This window comes from Nostoc sp. (assembly GCF_036919495.1).
In the GTDB taxonomy this organism is placed as follows: Bacteria; Cyanobacteriota; Cyanobacteriia; order Cyanobacteriales; family Nostocaceae; genus Nostoc.
Map to the genome: position 1 here is coordinate 56780 of NZ_JBALBZ010000026.1, position 17958 is coordinate 74737.

17 protein-coding genes are annotated in these 17958 nt (G+C 43.0%); 11 read left to right on the forward strand and 6 right to left on the reverse strand.

The genetic code is table 11. The features are described 5' to 3' along the window. The first annotated feature begins 14 nt into the window (after positions 1 to 14). The 6 genes from V7K25_RS02875 (at position 15) to V7K25_RS02900 (ending at position 5431) form a co-directional block, all read left to right on the forward strand. The gene (locus V7K25_RS02875; protein WP_335154870.1) at positions 15 to 974 is read left to right on the forward strand and encodes an acyl-CoA desaturase; all 960 of its coding nucleotides are present in this window, start codon (positions 15 to 17) and stop codon (positions 972 to 974) included. A 25-nt stretch (positions 975 to 999) separates the two neighbouring features. Beyond that, positions 1000 to 1260, forward strand: coding sequence for an acyl carrier protein (locus V7K25_RS02880; protein WP_335154872.1), 261 nt, complete (start codon positions 1000 to 1002; stop codon positions 1258 to 1260). A 31-nt stretch (positions 1261 to 1291) separates the two neighbouring features. Beyond that, positions 1292 to 2527 carry an acyl-CoA dehydrogenase family protein gene (locus V7K25_RS02885; RefSeq protein ID WP_335154874.1) on the forward strand — a complete coding sequence of 412 codons (1236 nt, stop codon included), beginning with the start codon at positions 1292 to 1294 and terminating at the stop codon, positions 2525 to 2527. 53 nt (positions 2528 to 2580) lie between these two features. Then, positions 2581 to 3540 carry an acyl-CoA desaturase gene (locus tag V7K25_RS02890; protein ID WP_335154876.1) on the forward strand — a complete coding sequence of 320 codons (960 nt, stop codon included), beginning with the start codon at positions 2581 to 2583 and terminating at the stop codon, positions 3538 to 3540. Between the two features lie 248 nt (positions 3541 to 3788). Next, a complete protein-coding gene (locus tag V7K25_RS02895; RefSeq protein ID WP_335154878.1) occupies positions 3789 to 4388 on the forward strand; it encodes an L-threonylcarbamoyladenylate synthase in 600 nt (199 codons plus the stop codon). A gap of 98 nt (positions 4389 to 4486) precedes the next feature. Next, on the forward strand, positions 4487 to 5431 hold the full coding sequence (locus tag V7K25_RS02900) for a sensor histidine kinase (RefSeq protein WP_335154880.1): 945 nt from the start codon (positions 4487 to 4489) through the stop codon (positions 5429 to 5431). Here the strand turns inward: V7K25_RS02900 and V7K25_RS02905 are convergent. From V7K25_RS02905 to cimA, 6 genes are all read right to left on the reverse strand, one after another. Then, positions 5394 to 5864, reverse strand: a complete 471-nt coding sequence (locus tag V7K25_RS02905) for a GNAT family N-acetyltransferase (protein WP_335154882.1) — start codon at positions 5862 to 5864, stop codon at positions 5394 to 5396. The two genes, V7K25_RS02900 and V7K25_RS02905, sit on opposite strands and share 38 nt — an antisense overlap. 116 nt (positions 5865 to 5980) lie before the next feature. Continuing rightward, positions 5981 to 6391 (reverse strand): hypothetical protein, encoded by a 411-nt coding sequence (locus V7K25_RS02910; protein WP_335154884.1) that lies wholly within the window; start codon positions 6389 to 6391, stop codon positions 5981 to 5983. A gap of 72 nt (positions 6392 to 6463) precedes the next feature. Further along, a complete protein-coding gene (secF, locus tag V7K25_RS02915) occupies positions 6464 to 7441 on the reverse strand; it encodes a protein translocase subunit SecF (RefSeq protein WP_335154886.1) in 978 nt (325 codons plus the stop codon). Then, the gene (secD, locus tag V7K25_RS02920; RefSeq protein ID WP_335154962.1) at positions 7438 to 8856 is read right to left on the reverse strand and encodes a protein translocase subunit SecD; all 1419 of its coding nucleotides are present in this window, start codon (positions 8854 to 8856) and stop codon (positions 7438 to 7440) included. The genes secF and secD overlap by 4 nt, the downstream gene beginning before the upstream one ends. Before the next feature lie 138 nt (positions 8857 to 8994). Next, positions 8995 to 9978, reverse strand: a complete 984-nt coding sequence (locus V7K25_RS02925; RefSeq protein ID WP_190892814.1) for an alpha-ketoacid dehydrogenase subunit beta — start codon at positions 9976 to 9978, stop codon at positions 8995 to 8997. A gap of 244 nt (positions 9979 to 10222) precedes the next feature. Continuing rightward, positions 10223 to 11884, reverse strand: coding sequence for a citramalate synthase (gene cimA / locus V7K25_RS02930; RefSeq protein WP_335154889.1), 1662 nt, complete (start codon positions 11882 to 11884; stop codon positions 10223 to 10225). A gap of 75 nt (positions 11885 to 11959) precedes the next feature. On the opposite strand from cimA, the gene V7K25_RS02935 reads away from it, so the two are divergent. From V7K25_RS02935 to V7K25_RS02955, 5 genes are all read left to right on the forward strand, one after another. Beyond that, positions 11960 to 12298, forward strand: coding sequence for a 2Fe-2S iron-sulfur cluster-binding protein (locus V7K25_RS02935; RefSeq protein ID WP_335154891.1), 339 nt, complete (start codon positions 11960 to 11962; stop codon positions 12296 to 12298). Between the two features lie 16 nt (positions 12299 to 12314). Beyond that, entirely contained in the window at positions 12315 to 12725 is a 411-nt protein-coding gene (locus V7K25_RS02940) for a hypothetical protein (protein WP_335154893.1), read from the forward strand. 98 nt (positions 12726 to 12823) lie between these two features. Beyond that, entirely contained in the window at positions 12824 to 14845 is a 2022-nt protein-coding gene (gene thiO / locus V7K25_RS02945; RefSeq protein WP_335154895.1) for a glycine oxidase ThiO, read from the forward strand. A gap of 181 nt (positions 14846 to 15026) precedes the next feature. Then, positions 15027 to 15206, forward strand: coding sequence for a photosystem II assembly protein Psb34 (gene psb34 / locus V7K25_RS02950; RefSeq protein ID WP_335154897.1), 180 nt, complete (start codon positions 15027 to 15029; stop codon positions 15204 to 15206). 260 nt (positions 15207 to 15466) lie between these two features. Beyond that, positions 15467 to 17677 carry a tetratricopeptide repeat protein gene (locus tag V7K25_RS02955; protein WP_335154899.1) on the forward strand — a complete coding sequence of 737 codons (2211 nt, stop codon included), beginning with the start codon at positions 15467 to 15469 and terminating at the stop codon, positions 17675 to 17677. Positions 17678 to 17958: the final 281 nt, after the last annotated feature.

Below are 17958 nucleotides of genomic sequence, written 5' to 3' on the forward strand. Positions count from 1 at the left end.
GGATGTAAAAGCTCATGCAGTTAAATAATCAAAATCCTTCTTTGTTGACTTCAACTAAAGAAGCAAAAATCACAATCAAAAATGATTACTTACAAACAGTCCAAAAGCGGTTTGCTGCCGCCACTATTATCATTCCTTTGATCGGGACACTAATAGCGCTCAAATTCGCTTGGGATTTTGGAATTAATCTCATGGAATTAGCATTGCTTTTGGTTTTCTGGTTTCTCACTATGATTGGGGGGGTGACTGTAGGTAATCATCGGCTTTTATGTCACTGTGCTTTTAAGACCCACCCATCTGTACGAGTTGCTTTGGCTATCTTGGGTTCTATGGCGGCTCAAGGCCCTGTTATTAATTGGGTGAGCAATCATAGACGGCATCATCAATACAGCGACCAGATAGGAGATACTCATTCACCCAACCTTCACCAAGGAGGATTTTGGGGAAGTTTAAACGGAATATGGCATAGCCATGTTGGCTGGATACTTAACGGCGAAATCACAAATTCTACAGTGTTTGCGAAGGATTTGCTGCAAGACCCTGTGATGAAAAAAGTCAATCAACAATACCTAATTTTTGTTTTTTTAGGTCTTTTGATTCCAGCTATTCTTGGAGGACTTTTATCAGGTACTTGGATAGGTTTAGGGCAAGGATTTTTGTGGGGAGGGCTTGTGCGAATTTTTGTAGTGCATCATTTAACTTGGTGTCTTAACTCCATTGTTCATCTGTATGGTAGTCACCCTTTCAATACTAGTGAACAGAGTACTAATAATGTTTGGCTGGCAATTCCTACAGGAGGAGAAGGATGGCATAACAATCATCATGCTTTTCCTAACTCAGCAAAGTTTGGGTTGCAATGGTGGCAAATTGATTTAGGGTACTGGTTAATCCACACTCTGGAAGTATTAGGTTTAGCTTGGGATGTTAAAGTTCCCACACTAGGAATGATTGAAGCGAAAAAAACTGCTAGCTGATTTTAGTCTAAATTTTGGAGGATGTATGCTTTCTCAAAAAACTGAATCTTTGAAAGTATCTACTACAGAAATCAAAGAATGGTTGATTTCTTATCTAGCAGATTTGCTAGAAATCGAACCCGAACAAGTAAATGTAGAAACCACTTTTGCCCGTTATGGTTTAGATTCGTCGGTAGCGGTGGTTTTAACCGGAGATTTAGCAGATTGGCTAGGAAAAGAGCTAGAGCTAAGGCTAGTTTGGGATTACCCGACGATCGCATCTCTTGCACAACATTTAAGCGAATAGTTTTAGTACGAATTTTATGGAGATGCTGGAAATGGTTTTATCTACTTTACAAGAAACAAAAGACTACATTGCTCTAGCTGCATCATTAGGAAAGGAGTTTGCTAAAACAGCAGTCGAACGAGATGCCAAAGGTGGTAGTCCGACCGCCGAACTAAATCGTCTGCGCGAAAGTGGTCTGCTTAAACTCCTAATCCCAGAACAATATGGTGGATTTGGTCAAACTTGGGTTACAGCCCTCAAAGTTGTACGAGAAATTGCCAAAGCGGATGGCTCCCTTGGTCAACTTTTGGGGTATCACTATGTCAATTCTGTCATCCCTGAACTAAATGGGACTCCCGAACAAAAAGCCCGATTTTACAGCGAAACTACTCGCAACAACTGGTTTTGGGGTGATGCTGTTAATCCACGAGATCCTAAGTTGGTGCTAACAGCAGATGGAAAAAATTTCCGGCTCAATGGTACTAAAAACTTTGCCACAGGCAGTACTGGCTCCGACATCATTGTAGTGACAGCAGCGCGAGGATATGTGGAGAATCTTCCCGTTAGCATTGTTGCCAAGCATCGGGAAGCGGTGGAGAATCTTCCCGTTGCCATTGTTCCCACCCATCGAGAAGGAGTGGTTCTCAATGACGATTGGGATTACATTGGACAGCGACAAACCGATAGCGGTAGCGTCACTTTTAATAATGTCTTGATTCACCGAGATGAGATTCTGGGTAATCCTAACTCTACCGATGCGCCTAGCTCGTTTGCCTCATTGGTAACTCCTGCTTTCCAGTCCGTCTTTGTCAATTTCTATCTGGGAATTGCACTGGGCGCCTTTGAGGAAGGCAAGCAATATACACTCTCAAGAAGCCGTCCGTGGATTTTTTCACCTGCCCACACGGCAGCTAAAGATCCTTATATTATTGAGCAATACGGTAATCTCTGGGTGAGTTTGATTTCAACCATTAGCCATGTTGATTATGTCAACTCTGTCTTCCAATCTGCCTGGGAAAAGGGAGAAGACTTGACAGCCACCGAACGCGGTGAAACTGCTGTTAGTATTAGCACTGCCAAAGTCTTGACTACACGAGTGGCATTAGAAGTGACAAGCAAGATTTTTGAAGTGATGGGAACTCGTTCTACTGCGACAAAATATCGCTTTGATCGCTTCTGGCGCAACGTCCGTACTCATACTCTGCACGATCCAGTTGTCTACAAAGTCCACGAAGTTGGTGACTGGGTACTCAACGAACAAATCCCACCCTTCACCATTTATACCTAAGCCAAATGGTACGAAGTTAATAGTGAAGACAAGATTGAAGGATGTAGAATCTAATGCAGTTAGATAATCAAAGTCATGGTTTGGCGACTTTAAGCAAAACAACAAAGATAATAATCCAAAATGATTACTTACAACAAGTACAAAGGCGTTTTGCTATAGCCACAATCATAATTCCTTTGATCGGGACAATGATAGCGCTGAAGTTCGCTTGGGATTTTGGAATTAATCTCATGGAATTAGCATTGCTTTTGGTCTTCTGGTTTCTCACTATGGTTGGAGGGATTACTGTAGGTTTTCATCGCCTTTTATCTCACTGTACTTTTAAGACCCACCCATCTATTCGAGTTGCTTTGGCTATCTTAGGTTCTATGGCGGCTCAAGGCCCTGTTATTAATTGGGTGAGCAATCATAGACGGCATCATCAATACAGTGACCAGATAGGAGATACTCATTCACCCAACCTTCACCAAGGAGGATTTTGGGGAAGTTTAAACGGAATATGGCATAGTCATATTGGTTGGATGCTGAACAGCGAAATCACAAATTCTACAGTGTTTGCGAAGGATTTGCTGCAAGACCCTCTGATCAAAAAAGTCAACCAACAATACCTAGTTCTGGTCTTTTTAGGTCTTTTGATTCCAGCTATTCTTGGAGGACTTTTATCAGGTACTTGGATAGGTATATGGCAAGGACTTTTGTGGGGAGGGCTTGTGCGAATTTTTGTAGTACATCATTTAACTTGGACTATTAATTCCATTACTCATCTGTATGGCAGTCGCCCCTTCAATAGTAGTGAGCAGAGTACTAATAATGTTTGGCTGGCAATTCCTACAGGAGGAGAAGCATGGCATAATAATCATCATGCTTTTCCTAACTCGGCAAAGTTTGGGTTGCAATGGTGGCAACTTGATTTAGGGTACTGGTTAATCCACACTCTGGAAGTATTAGGTTTAGCTTGGGATGTTAAAGTTCCCACACTAGGAATGATTGAAGCGAAAAAAACTGCTAGTTGATTTTAGTCTAAATTTTGGAGGATGTCTAAGATTATTTGAGCATCTCTCTCTGAATATTTAATTTAACCGAGTAATTAAATATCGTGCTACTGGTTGATAAATATTAGACATCTTGCATAAATATATTTATGCAAAAATGGGGGAAAGGATTTTGAGTCCTTTTCCTTTTTGGCTAACTTATGCAAGAATTTGATTTAAGCTCAAATCAAAATATATATTAAATTGTTCTCCTCGACTTACTTAGTAAGATGACGCAAGTTTACCTCGCAGACCTAATAGCTGGCGCACGCGCCGGTCTTTTGGTGAGCTTTCCCACGGATACTGTTCCTGCACTTGCGGCGATACCAGAAAAAGCCGGATTAATTTTTACCGCTAAACAACGTAGTCAGGATAAACCTTTGATTTTGATGGCTGCTAGTGCTGAAGATTTGTGGTTGTATGTCAAAGGTAATGAGAATGAGTATAAAGTTTGGCAAGAACTAGCTGAGAAATATTGGCCAGGAGGGCTGACATTAGTTTTACCAGCTTCAGATCGTGTGCCAAAGGTTATGAACCCTATTGATCCAACAACAATTGGTATTCGAGTTCCAAACAGTGCGATCGCTCAATCTATTTTGGCGCAAACAGGCCCGCTTGCCACCACTAGCGCCAATTTTTCTGGTCAGCCACCTTTGCAAACGATGACAGAAATTGAGGCTCAGTTTCCCAAGGTTCTGACTCTAGAATACCAGGGTGAAATGCCGGGGGTGGGTGTACCTTCCACTGTTGCTAAATGGACAGGAATAAATTGGCAGATTTTGCGACAAGGTGCGATAAAGTTAGATATTTCGAGTGATAACCAAATATAGGTGGCTATAATGTTGTCTTCCTGGTTGTAACAGCTGAACAATTCGGAACTTTAGTTTGTGCTGTTGTGGTCAATTAACAAGTTAATAATTGCCAAATTATGAATTGGAGCAACTGGATATATCTAGGAGCAGGAATAGCACTAGGTATGGTTTTCCGTCAGTTATTTGTGCGATGGCTACGCCCAAAGCAGGCATCGCTTAATGTTTCATCAAGCTCATCCCCAGTAGCGCCATTAGATCAACAGGAGATGCCACCCATATCGCAACAGCTACAGCAAACTCACCTGGCATACCTTATGGCAAGGGAAATGAGCCAGTTTAAAGGTGGTTTTTTGGCGCGGACTACCCATGAATTGCGATCGCCCCTCAGTGGTTTGATAGGTTTACATCAGTTAATTTTGTCGGATCTCTGTGAAGATCCGGCTGAAGAGCGAGAATTTATTGCCCAAGCTTACGAACGAACGCTGAAGCTACTCAAGTTGATGGATGAAATTCTCACCGTTGCTAGAACTGAACACGGTACTAATAAATTAGATATTCAGCCTGGATCATTAGCCCAAGTTTTGGAGGAAGTTTATGAATTAACTTATATGCTGGCGGCCAATCGCAATCTTTCCTTGCAATTTTTACCCGCCGACCCAGAAATTTATGTTTTGGCAGATTTCCTCTGGCTCCGCCAAATATTGATAAGTTTAATAGACACTGCCATTACTCAAATGGAGGAAGGCAGCATCTGTATTTCCAGCAACACAGTGCCTACAAGTAATTTTGTAAACATTTGGTTCGATGTACCAACCCATGCCATACCCTGGAGCGAACCGATTGATTTAATTAAATCTGAAGATCAGCCACCCGGTATTGGCCAAGAAAACGCTGCTCTTTCCCCAGGAATGAGACTATTAATCAATCAAACTCTGGTGAAAGTTATGGGAGGTAAGTTAGAAATCCTGCCCTCGACTATTATTACGAAGGAACCACATCAGGAGATTAGCAGACTACAAATCTCTATCCCCCTAGTGATTCCTGAAAGTGAACTTCCGTAGTAGGAACAAAAGCAAGGTTAGGTTGGTTGTGTAACACCATCGTAGTAGTGGTATTGGGTTGAAAACCAATTTTTTTGTAGAAACCCTGCTGGTGAGTAGTCATCAAGTAAACGCGCTCAACCGACCTCATGCGGGGATGACTCAAAACGGTTTCTACTAATTTGCTTCCCAGCCCACTACTTTGATACTCTGGATGAATCACAACATCCCAGATTGTGGCGCGATATATAGCATCAGATGTTGCTCTAGCAAAGCCAATGAGTCGATCGCGATCGCAGACAAAAATCACTGGCTCACTGTTGGCAATGGCTATACCTAAATCTTCAATACTGCGACCTTTTGCCCAGAAAGCTGAAACGTTTAACAGTTCTTGAAGTTGGTAAAGGTCAATTTCAGACTTGCAATCGCTAAATTGAATCTGAGACTTGTTCATTATGGCATCCACTTTTGGCAATATCTTTGTATATTTAAGCCATATTTTGCTAGAAAATGCTGTACGTGTAGATGTATATGCAACGAGAAAGAAAGTTTAATCATCTATCCCAATATTTAATGACAAACCCACTTCCATAAAGGATGAGTTGGCCCCTGCTGACGTATCCGATAAACTTGTTTTTCTAAACGTTGTTTTTCCTGTTCTGGCAGTCCGAGTAAGATATTTCGACTTTGCCAAACTAAAACAGCAGTAGTCATTCCAATACAAAAGGCTAAACCAAAGGTAGACAGTGGATGGTAGAAGAGTCCATATCGCACCGCTACCCAAGTAAAATATTGTTGCCACAGAGAAATTTCTGTACGTAGACCCCACAAGGAGACAGGCGCAATCGTCAGCCATAAACAGCCCACAAACAGCCACCTGCCATATATTGTTAGCTGATGTAGCTTTTGTACTTGTTGAGCAAAGGATGGGTCAGATTTATCATCTGGGACAGGAGTTAATGGTTCTTCGGGTTGATCCATAGGTGAATAAAATTGCAAGGTGTGGGTGAGCAATTCAAAATGCTTTTACCCAATTGTGAAATATACACAAGTTTAACCATCCTGAGAACTGGCAGATGTATCAATCGGCTCTGCGTTGTCTAGCCTCTGAGATTCACCCCTGCGCTCTCGCCACCAAGCAAGGAGAGTACTGGCGATGAAAATACTTGAATATGCACCCATTGTAAATCCAATAATTAAGGCCAGGGCGAAGTTTCTCAAGGTTTCGCCACCAAATAGAAACAGGGAAAATAATGTTAGCAAAACGGTTAACGTGGTATTAATCGATCGCGTTAAAGTTTGATTGGTTGCATCATCAACAACTTTCTCAATGCGATCGCCAGGATGTTGATTTAGTATTTCCCGAATGCGATCGTAGATGACCACGGTATCTGTTACCGAGAAACCAGTAATAGTCAAAATAGCAACGACGAAAAGGCTATCAACTTCAATACCTACTACTAATCCTAAGATGGAGAAAGCACCCAACGTAATCAAAACATCATGGAACAAAGCAATAATTGCAATTACCGCATAGTCCAGCTGGAACCGCACACTTAAATAGATAACGATCCCAGCAAAGGAGACAACCAGAGCTAATAACCCTTGAGAAAATAACTGACGGCCAAGTGTTGGTCCAACGGTATCAATTTGAGTGCCTTTTGGGTTAAAGACTCCAATTTTTTCACTCAAAGCTGTTTGCAACTGGGTGCGTTGATCGACATTTAATGTCTTTGTCCGAATGGATATTCCCTGTTGTTTTTGACCAACAATTTGGATGCTACTATTATTTAGCTTCTCGGCGTCAACTACTTCTCTGACATCAGAAATATTAATCGGTTGAGTACAGCTGTTTGGTTGTGTACAATCGCGTTCAAATTGTAGTCGCGTACCACCAACAAAATCTAAACTGGGACGTAGTGGTGCGCCTAGTTGTTGCCAAGAAATCACCATTGCCACAATGCTAACGATTATTAGCGTGGCAGAAACTGTCCACCAAAGTCTCCGACGTTTGATGACACTAAATTTCATGACTGCACCTCCGCACGAGACTTAATTGACGTTGAGAGATTGGGACAAAACAACTCTGGCTTACGCAAGTTAGGAAATCCCAATGTTAAGAACAGCAGCGTGCGACTACAAGTAATGGCAGTAAACAAATTCACCCCTAACCCTAGCGCTAATGTTAAAGCAAAGCCTTTAACTAAACCTGCTCCTAAGAAAAACAGTGCTGCACAAGAAATTAATGATGTGACATGACTATCTAAAATGCTAGACCAAGCTCGGTAGAATCCTGACTCTACAGAACGATATAAACTTTTACCACCACGTAATTCTTCACGGGTGCGCTCAAAAATCAATACGTTAGCATCAACTGCCATGCCGATACTAAGGATAAACCCAGCAATACCGGGGAGAGTTAATGTAATGCCTAGCAAAGCGAAGGTGGCATAGGTCAATAGCGCATAGATAATTAAAGAAAAGTCGGCAATTAACCCTGGTAATCGGTAGTAAACTAACATGAAAATTAATACTAACAGCAATCCGCCGATACCAGCATAAATACTGCGTTGAATACTATCTTTACCTAAAGTTGCACCGACGGTACGGTTTTCAACTATTTCTACTGGTACGGGTAATGCGCCACCACGTAGCTGCACGCCTAAATCATTGGCTTGTTGGGCGGTAAACCTTCCTGTAATTATGGCAGAGCCACCAGTAATACCAGTGGCGGCAAATTCTATACCCACGGTAGGAGCGCTGATCAGTTCATTGTCCAGAAAAACACCAATGCTACGCCCAGTACCGGCAAGATTTTTTGTCAAATCGGCAAACAGTTGACCACCCACTTGGTCGAAGCGAATGGCAACATGCCAGTTGTTACCTTGACTGGGTTCACCATAGGCATCCTTGAGGTATTTGCCAATTAGGGGTGGATTGGTGCTTTCAAACAATTCTGCGATCGCTTGATTATTTTTTTGTAAATCTTCTTGATTCTTGACAATTGCTGCTTTATCTGCACTCTTTTTTAACTCTTCTTGCTTGGCTTTCAATTCGGCTCTAGATGCTTGGAAAGCAAGCAGTTGAGTTTCTGTATTCGCCTTTTGGGTACGAAATTCTAACTGCGCCGTACCGCCTAGCACCCGTTCAGCTTGCGCCGGATCGTTTACTCCTGGTAGTTGCACCAAGATTTTATCTGAGCTAACTGTTTGGATCACTGGCTCAGAAACACCCAGACCATTAATCCGGCCTTCGACAACTTTCTTCACACCTTCCAATTCTCGTTCGGTGATTTTGGGAATATCTGCTGATGGTTTCACCTGAATTGTGAGCTGTGAGCCTCCGCGCAAGTCCAGCCCAAGAGGTATCGGAATTGTGGCAATCACCGTAATAGCGGCAATTATCAGGACTAAAATCAAAATTAATAGCGATCGCTGTCTTTGCATACCATAACTCGCAACTGACAAAGGCTATAATAGCGCTCTTTTATGGAGTTATGAGTTGGGAAATGGGGAGTAGGGAGTGGGGAGTGGGGAGTAGGGGTTGAATTTATTACCTATTCCCTACTCCCTATTCGTTACTGCCTATACTCGCAACGCTACCATTTTTTCCACAGCTTCTACGATTTGCTCTGGTTGGATGATTGTTAGTCGTTCTAAGTTGCCGTTGTAAGGTGTGGGGATATCTTGGGAAGACAGGCGCAGTACTGGCGCATCTAATTCATCGAATAAGCGATCGTTGATTGAGGCAATAACTTCTGCTCCAATACCCGCAGTTCGCATCGATTCTTCTACAACAATGACTTTATGGGTTTTACGTACTGATGCACCAATTGTATCAAAATCTAATGGTTTGAGAGATATTAAATCGATAACTTCTGGATCATATCCTTGTTTTTCAAGAGTTTTTACTGCTTGTAGCACATGATGCCGCATTCGAGAGTAAGTAATAATTGTGACATCTTTTCCCTCACGCACCATTTCTGCTTTATCTAGGGGTAGTAAATATTCTTCTTCTGGTAAATCTTCTTTCAAGTTGTAAAGCAAAACGTGTTCAAAGAACAACACGGGGTTATCATCGCGGATAGCGGATTTCAGCAATCCTTTAGCGTTTCTTGGTGTGGAGCAGGCAACAATTTTCAACCCTGGCACAGCTTGGAAGTAAGTTTCTAGTCGTTGGGAATGTTCTGCGCCTAGCTGCCGTCCGACACCGCCAGGGCCACGAATTACCATCGGAATTTTGAAGTTACCGCCAGAAGTATAGCGCAGCATCCCAGCGTTGTTGGATATTTGGTTGAAGGCGAGCAGTAAAAAGCCCATATTCATGCCTTCAATGATGGGACGCAACCCTGTCATTGCTGCTCCCACTGCCATGCCGGTAAAGCTATTTTCGGCAATGGGGGTGTCTAGAATGCGGAGTTCGCCATATTTTTGGTACAGGTCTTTGGTAACTTTATAGGAACCGCCGTAGTGTCCGACATCTTCACCGAGAACGAATACGCTGGAGTCACGCGCCATTTCTTCATCAATAGCTTCGCGTAAGGCGTTGAAGAATAGTGTTTCTGCCATTTAGACCTTTTATTACGATTATAGTTTTAGAATTTTATCGTGCTGCTGTCGCAAATACGGTGAGCGATCGCACTAGTTAGACTTTAGGTTGTTAAAACGAACCGCATATAGCATAGAACGAGTAATTGCCATAACTATATCAAAGCTATTTTCCCGTGAGCTAGAGGTAATTTAGAAGCTGGAATTACCTCTAGCTACAGCTAGGTTCTCATGTAACCTCCAATACACTAAATAGTAACTTTGATCAACTAGGAGCTTTCAAAGCTGCCTCTGCTTGAGAGTGCAATAACAAACCATATTCCAAGCCTTCCACCACAGCTTGATAAGAAGCCTCTAAAATGTTGGTGGAAACCCCTACTGTAGTCCAGCGTTGACGACCATTGCCTGACTCTACCAACACACGAGTTTTCGCCGCAGTTCCCGTATGTCCGTTGAGAATCCGCACTTTGTAATCTGTCAAATCAAAGGTTGCTATTTGGGGATAAAAATTCACTAAAGCCTTGCGTAAAGCCGCATCCAAAGCTGCCACAGGGCCATTACCTTCCGCCGCCTCCAAAATATTTTTCCCGTCAACAGCGAGTTTAACCGTGGCTAAGGCATTGCTAGTTTCTTTCCCCTCAATCAAGTCACAGTGGACTTGAAAACCTTTGACTTCAAAAAACTTCTGGCGGCCTCCCAAAGCTTCATGCATCAACAGCGCAAAACTGGCCTCTGCTGCTTCAAATTGAAATCCTTCACTCTCCAAATCTTTGAGGCGCTGGAGAATTTGCTTGGCTTCAGCCTTCTGTTGATCGAGGTCAATGCCAAAACTGCGGGCTTTGGCTAAAACATTGCTAAGTCCAGACTGTTCAGAAATAACGATGCGGCGATGATTCCCGACTTGTTCCGGCTGAATATGTTCGTAAGTTAGGGGATTACGTTCCACGGCTGATACATGAATACCGCCCTTGTGGGCAAAAGCCGAAAGTCCGACAAAGGGAGCGTGTTCATCTGGCGCGAGATTAACCACCTCACTCACAAAACGACTAGCTTCTGTAAGTTGTGTTAGCTGGTCTTCTGTGATACAACTGTAACCCAGCTTCAATTGTAAATTGGGAATTAACGAACAGAGGTTAGCATTACCGCAACGTTCACCATAACCATTAATTGTCCCCTGTACCATCTTTGCCCCTGCCATCACGGCGGCTATTGCGTTAGCAACCGCCATTTCCGAATCGTTATGAGTATGAATTCCAATTTGGGGAAGTGTCCTTTGTTTTTTGTCCTTTGTCATTGGTTCTTGACTAATGACGAATGACAAATAACTACTGACATCTTGAACAATTTGGCTAATTTCATGGGGTAAAGTACCACCATTAGTATCACAAAGGACTAACCATTCAGCACCAGATGCGATCGCAGCCTCTAATGTCTGTAAAGCATAATCTCGATTGTGCTTGTAACCATCAAACCAATGTTCGGCATCGTAGATAATGCGACGCCCTTGAGAACGGAGGTACTCAATTGTGTCGCGGATCATCGCCAAATTTTCTTCTAATGTCGTCTTGAGGCTGGTTGTGACATGTAAATCCCAAGACTTACCAAAAATCGTTACCCAGCGAGTCCCCGCAGCCAAAATATCCTGTAGCATCGGTTCAGTTGCGGCAGTGGAATTGGGGCGGCGAGTCGAACAAAAAGCCACAATTTCAGCTTGTTTTAGCGGATCTTCTTGAAGTTGCCAGAAAAATTGTACATCCTTGGGATTGGCACCAGGCCAACCGCCTTCAATAAAGGGAATTCCCAGTTGATCGAGTCTACGAGCAATGCGTAACTTATCTTCTATCGATACTGATAGCCCCTCGCGCTGAGTGCCATCTCGTAATGTAGTGTCATAGAGCCAAAGTTGAGGTGAAGAATTTGTGGTCATAAAACTGGGACCGACGAGACAACTTTCGAGGCAATGTGTAAATATACAACAAAACGCCAGTTTGGCAATTTAAAAATGCCTAAGGTACTAGCTCAAGGTAAAACAATTGAGTGCATAAGCAAAAGCAATCTCCGAACAATTTTGCTGCAAAATGGAATTGAACTCTACAATGACGGTGCTAAGTTAATAAACTGTCGGGGCATTGGCAGTTGCGGAACTTGCGCGGTTAAGGTAGAGGGTGAAGTATCAGCAGCGAATTGGCGCGATCGAGCACGGCGTTCGCTTCCTCCCCATTCTCCTACAACAGACTTGCGTTTAGCCTGTCAAACTCTGGTTTTAGGCGATGTGAAAGTGACAAAGTTTGATGGATTTTGGGGACAAGGTTCTCGAATAGTGTGGACACCAAAAGGTTAAAAAGGAGTAAGACAATATGGGTAGATGGACACCCTTAATTTTAATGGCTGGAGGTTTAGCCATTCTGCTTGGTACATTACTGGGCATCAACTTTCCTATGGGAGTACAAACCGCTAACGCTCCAAGTGATAAGAAATCACAAGTCCTGCCAGCTAATATCAATGTTAATAGCAGTGCTGGCAGCAAGAATGAAGAAACTGCAAATGAAGGAAATGAAACAACTGAAACAAACGCAAACAGACGCGGTATTGTAGCTCCAAGACCTGACAACAGAAGTAACGTTGCTCAAAATTCTTCTGATGACTCAACATCACCTGCTGACACTACAACAGACAACAATACAGATTCTTCACAAACAAATACGCCATCTAACGAGACAAATCAAGGCAATAATCAAGGCAATGAACCAATTCGCGCTTTATGGTAACGATAGATCCGTCTATAGTTACGAGTTATAAGTTATAAGTTATGAGTTATTAGTTATGTACTAATGACTAATGACTAATGACTAGTGACTAATGACTAATGACTAGTGAGATTGTAATTATTGGTGGCGGCGTTATTGGTTTAGCGATCGCCATTGAGCTAAAACTGCGCGGGGCAAGTGTCACCGTGCTTTGTCGTGACTTTCAGGCTGCCGCTACCCATGCCGCCGCCGGGATGTTAGCACCAGATGCAGAAAACATCCCTAATGGGGCAATGCATTCTTTGTGTTGGCGATCGCGTGCATTATATCCCGACTGGACGCGCAAACTAGAAGAACTAACCGGCTTAAATACTGGCTACCGTTCCTGCGGTATCCTTGCACCCGTCTTTGAAGAGGCAGGGGGGCAGGGGAGCAGGGAGCAGGGGGCAGGGGGAGCAGGGGGAGCAGGGGGAGATAGGGAAGTAAATTCTTCCTCATCCCCCTCATCCCCGGCTTACTGGTTAAACAAAGAGGCAATTCATCAATATCAGCCAGGATTGGGAGCAGAGGTAGTTGGTGGCTGGTGGTATCCTGAAGACGCACAAGTTGATAATAAAGCTCTAGCTCAAGTATTGTGGACGGCGGCTGAGTCTGTTGGTGTTGAACTCAAAGACGGAATTACAGTAGAAGCATTTTTACAGCAGCAAGGGCAAGTGGTTGGCGTGCAAACCAACGCGGGAATAATTCGCGCCGCGCACTATGTTTTAGCTTCAGGTGCTTGGTCAAATGAGTTATTACCAGTACCCGTGCGTCCCAGAAAAGGACAAATGCTGAGTGTGCGGATACCAGAAATTGCGCCGGAATTGCCCTTGAAGCGGGTTTTGTTTGGGCAGGATATTTACATCGTACCAAGACGCGATCGCCTTGTTATTGGCGCAACCAGCGAAGACGTTGGCTTCATTCCCAACAACACCCCAGAAGGCATTCAAACATTACTACAAGCTGCCATCCGGCTGTATCCCCAACTTAAGCATTATCCCATCCAAGAATTCTGGTGGGGATTTCGCCCAGCTACCCCCGATGAGTTGCCCATCCTTGGGACTAGCCACTGTCAAAATTTAACCCTTGCTACAGGTCATTACCGTAACGGGATTCTACTTGCACCCGTAACAGCCGCCTTAATTGCCGATTTCATCTTAGAACAAAAGTCTGACCCTCTACTTGCTGATTTTCATTATTCGCGCTTCCAGTCCAAGCCATCTACCTCCACACCAATGCTGACTCACTCTGCCAATTTCTCCAACGGGAATCGTCCTGCCATATCCCCCCATTCCCGACTCCCGACTCCCGACTCCCCACTAATTATTGCTGGCAAAACTTTCCAATTCCGCTTGATGACTGGAACTGGCAAGTATCGCAGCATTGAAGAAATGCAGCAAAGCATCGTCGCCAGTGATTGCCAGATTGTCACCGTAGCAGTACGACGGGTACAAACCAAGGCTCCCGGACATGAAGGTTTAGCTGAAGCCTTAGATTGGACAAAAATCTGGATGTTACCCAATACCGCAGGTTGCCAAACTGCTGAAGAAGCGATTCGGGTGGCGCGTTTAGGGCGAGAAATGGCGAAATTGTTAGGGCAGGAAGATAATAATTTTATAAAGTTAGAAGTAATACCTGACCTTAAGTATTTACTCCCAGATCCCATTGGGACGCTGCAAGCCGCAGAACAATTAGTTAAAGAAGGTTTTGCAGTATTGCCCTATATTAACGCTGACCCCATGTTAGCCAAGCGTTTAGAAGAAGTAGGCTGTGCTACAGTCATGCCTTTAGCATCACCAATTGGTTCTGGACAAGGGCTAAAAACAACCGCCAACATCCAAATCATCATCGAAAATGCAGGTGTACCAGTAGTGGTAGATGCCGGAATTGGTTCACCCTCAGAAGCCGCCCAAGCAATGGAATTGGGAGCAGATGCTTTATTGATTAATAGTGCGATCGCACTTTCTCCCAATCCGCCAGCAATGGCTCGGGCCATGAATTTAGCAACAGTTGCCGGTCGTTTGGCATACCTTGCTGGCAGAATGCCTATCAAAGACTACGCTAGTCCTAGTTCACCTCTGACTGGGACGATTACTAGTTAGGGAATAGGGAGTGGGGAATCGAAGGGGCAGAGAGCAAGGGAGAAGAATTTTTCCCTCTGCCTCTTTGCCATGTCCAATCCCCACTCCCCAACCCCTAATGTAACGATTTGTCTAGCAGTTTAAGGGCGGATTTAGCATTTATGTAACATTAAATGAACGATAAACATAAAGGAATTAATTCATGCCCTATACAAACGAAGAAGGCGGCCTTCTAAATAATTTTGCCCGGGAACCAAAGATTTATCAAGCAGAACCCCCCACAGAAGGGCAAAAGCGAACTTATCTTTTACTAGGAATAGTCGCTACAGTTTTGGTTGGCGGCTTGATTCTAGTTGCCTTCTTTGTTTCTAAAAGCATTTGATCGTAAAATATTTTAATAAAACTTCATTTTTTGATAGTTTTTCAGGTTCCGATTTTAAAAGGAGCCTGCTTTTTTATTTTTGTTAAAATTGATTAAAAATTAGAGTATCATTATATACTAATTTATTTTACTATACCTGAAAAACTCAATTTATCCTAAGCAGCACAACGTTAGCTTAAAAATCATTTCTATGATGATATTAGCCGACTTGGATATGCCGAGAAAGGTGATATGTACTGTGTTTTGGCTCTTTAGCCGTCATGAGCGTGAATGATACTGCACAAAATGATAATTCCACTTGGAATCGGCAAGTATACCAACGATTGAAAATTGCCCTAAGTCTTGGCTTACGACGGCAACTTTTTTTAGCAGTATGTGATGATTTACACTTGAGAAATCAAGTAGCGACTCGTTTGCATTCTACATTGGCTTATCCTATTGGACAAGTGCTATCTCAGCCATCAAATGCCCAAGAAAATAGCACTCTAGCTTATCCGCGATTAGTTACGTTGCGTTTGAATTTAAATGATCCCAATCCCATACTTCAAATAAATCAATGGTTGGTAAACTATCCACCGCCAACTGTTGGGGCATCAAAGGATTCCCCTGGAAGACCTTTTCCAGTACCAGCATTTCAGATTGTCGGCGTGGAACATCTCACCAAGCAACCAGTCGCTACACAACGGTTATTTTTGCACCATCTCCGCTTAAGCGAACAATATTTCTCTGTACAAGAATCTAGCCGATTCCTAGAATCTAACTTGCTGTTATGGATACCGCGTCCTTGGTTATCTGCTATCAAGCAATCAGCGCCACAGTTTTGGCGTTGTCGGACTGGGGCATTTGTATTTGCCGGAGAACCTAAACCAGCGACTCAGAATTCAGGTTATCCAGAACGTTTTTCTAATCCCAGAAGCTTGGATTTAGGCTATATTGAGCAGTCGATTGTAGATAAATCAGTTACCCAAACAGAACTCAGAACCGCAGGTACTGAGTCAAAGTTGAAGAATAATTCCGATTTTCCGGCAGAAACACAAGGGAATAGCGTACATAAAACCCAGGAATCGCCACCGACAGGAGATTTATTAAAGACTGCGCCACAACAGCAGGAATCTACTAATAGGTCTGGTAGCGGGAGTAATAATCAATCTCTGTCGTCTTTATCTCATATTAGTAGCGAGTTAACGGAGCTAGTAATAGCAACAATAAATACAAATATTGCCCAACATACAGAGGATTACTGGCAACCGCAGCAGATTTTGTTGGAGATTGAAGAATTACACCAAAAACAAGTTCTAGGGGAAGTACTGGCAGAAGCTTATCATCGCTTGGGCACTTTATACCGCCTTCGTATTGAGCAAGGAGAGTCAACTTTAGAAAATTTGATGGTGGCAATTATTGCCTATCAGGAGGCAATTAGCTATGACGAAACCTCATCACAACTCCCAGATATCTTAAATGATTTGGGTACACTCTACTGGATGCTATACCATACACCGCCCAATTCTGAGGAAGGACAAACTTATATAGAGCAGGCAATAGAATTTTATCAGTTGGCGTTGAAGATGATCTCGCCCCAGACACATTCAGAAACTTACGCTCGTGTGCAAAATAATTTGGGGACGGCTTATGGTGATTTAGCTCGTTTTTCTCACCCATCTGAAAATTGGCAGCAAGCGATTTTAGCTTACAATGAAGCACTGAGCTACCGTACAGTCGAGATGGATTCATTAAAGTATGCGGCTTGCCAGAACAATTTAGGTACTGCTTACTGGCATTTAGGGCAATATAACCAACCAATTGTGCATTTAAAGAAAGCGATCGCAGCTTACAACGAAGCACTTGTACACTACAACCCCGAACAGGAACCGCTCAAGTATGGCATGATTCAAAACAACATCGGCACCGCCTGTTGGAATCTAGCACAATACGAACAACCTGCCCAAAATCTCCAGCTAGCTATAGATGTCTACACCGAAGCTCTCAAGTATCGCACTCCAGCTAATGTTCCCAGCGCCTGCGCTGCTACACAAAATAATCTCGGTACTGCCTACTGGCATCTAGCAAACCTATCTCAAACAACTAAAGAGGCACGGCAAAACTATCTGCAACTATGCATCAGCGCTTACGAAGAGGCCATAGCCTTGGCTCACTCACTTAGCGGTATTGCTTTAAGTTTTGATTTGCTTGCCTCTTATAATAACTTGGGACTAGCACATTATCAGCTAGTAATAGATAAGTCGTTTAATGATAACAAAGCAACACGTTCTCAACATCTAGAAGTAGCATTAGACAACCATTTACAAGCCTTAAACGGATTAAGCAAACAGCCAGAGGTTTATCAAACAACCTTTAATTATATAGTTAAAACTATTCGTGCTTTTCATAATGAATTAGGCATACAGGGACAAAATCTGGCTTTATCTAAAGTTCCTAGTCAGTTGTTGCCAGAAATTTTGTCAAAGCTATAAAGCATATACTGAAAATCCTTGAAAAAGAGGTAAGGGAGGCAGAGGCAGAAAAATAAGTAAGTGTGTTTAGGGGTATTTTGGTAGTAAAAAATACTAAATATTTCTCTTGGTTATCCTTGAATTCGACCAACGAATCACATTCATCTCAATAGTGTGGAGAATGTAAAAAAAAGTAACTTTATATTGACTTGACAACTGATCAAAGAAGCAAGTAAGGTAACGATGTCTACTATGGGCTACGCCTACGCAATTACTGTTTTACCAATTTGTAATTATTAAAA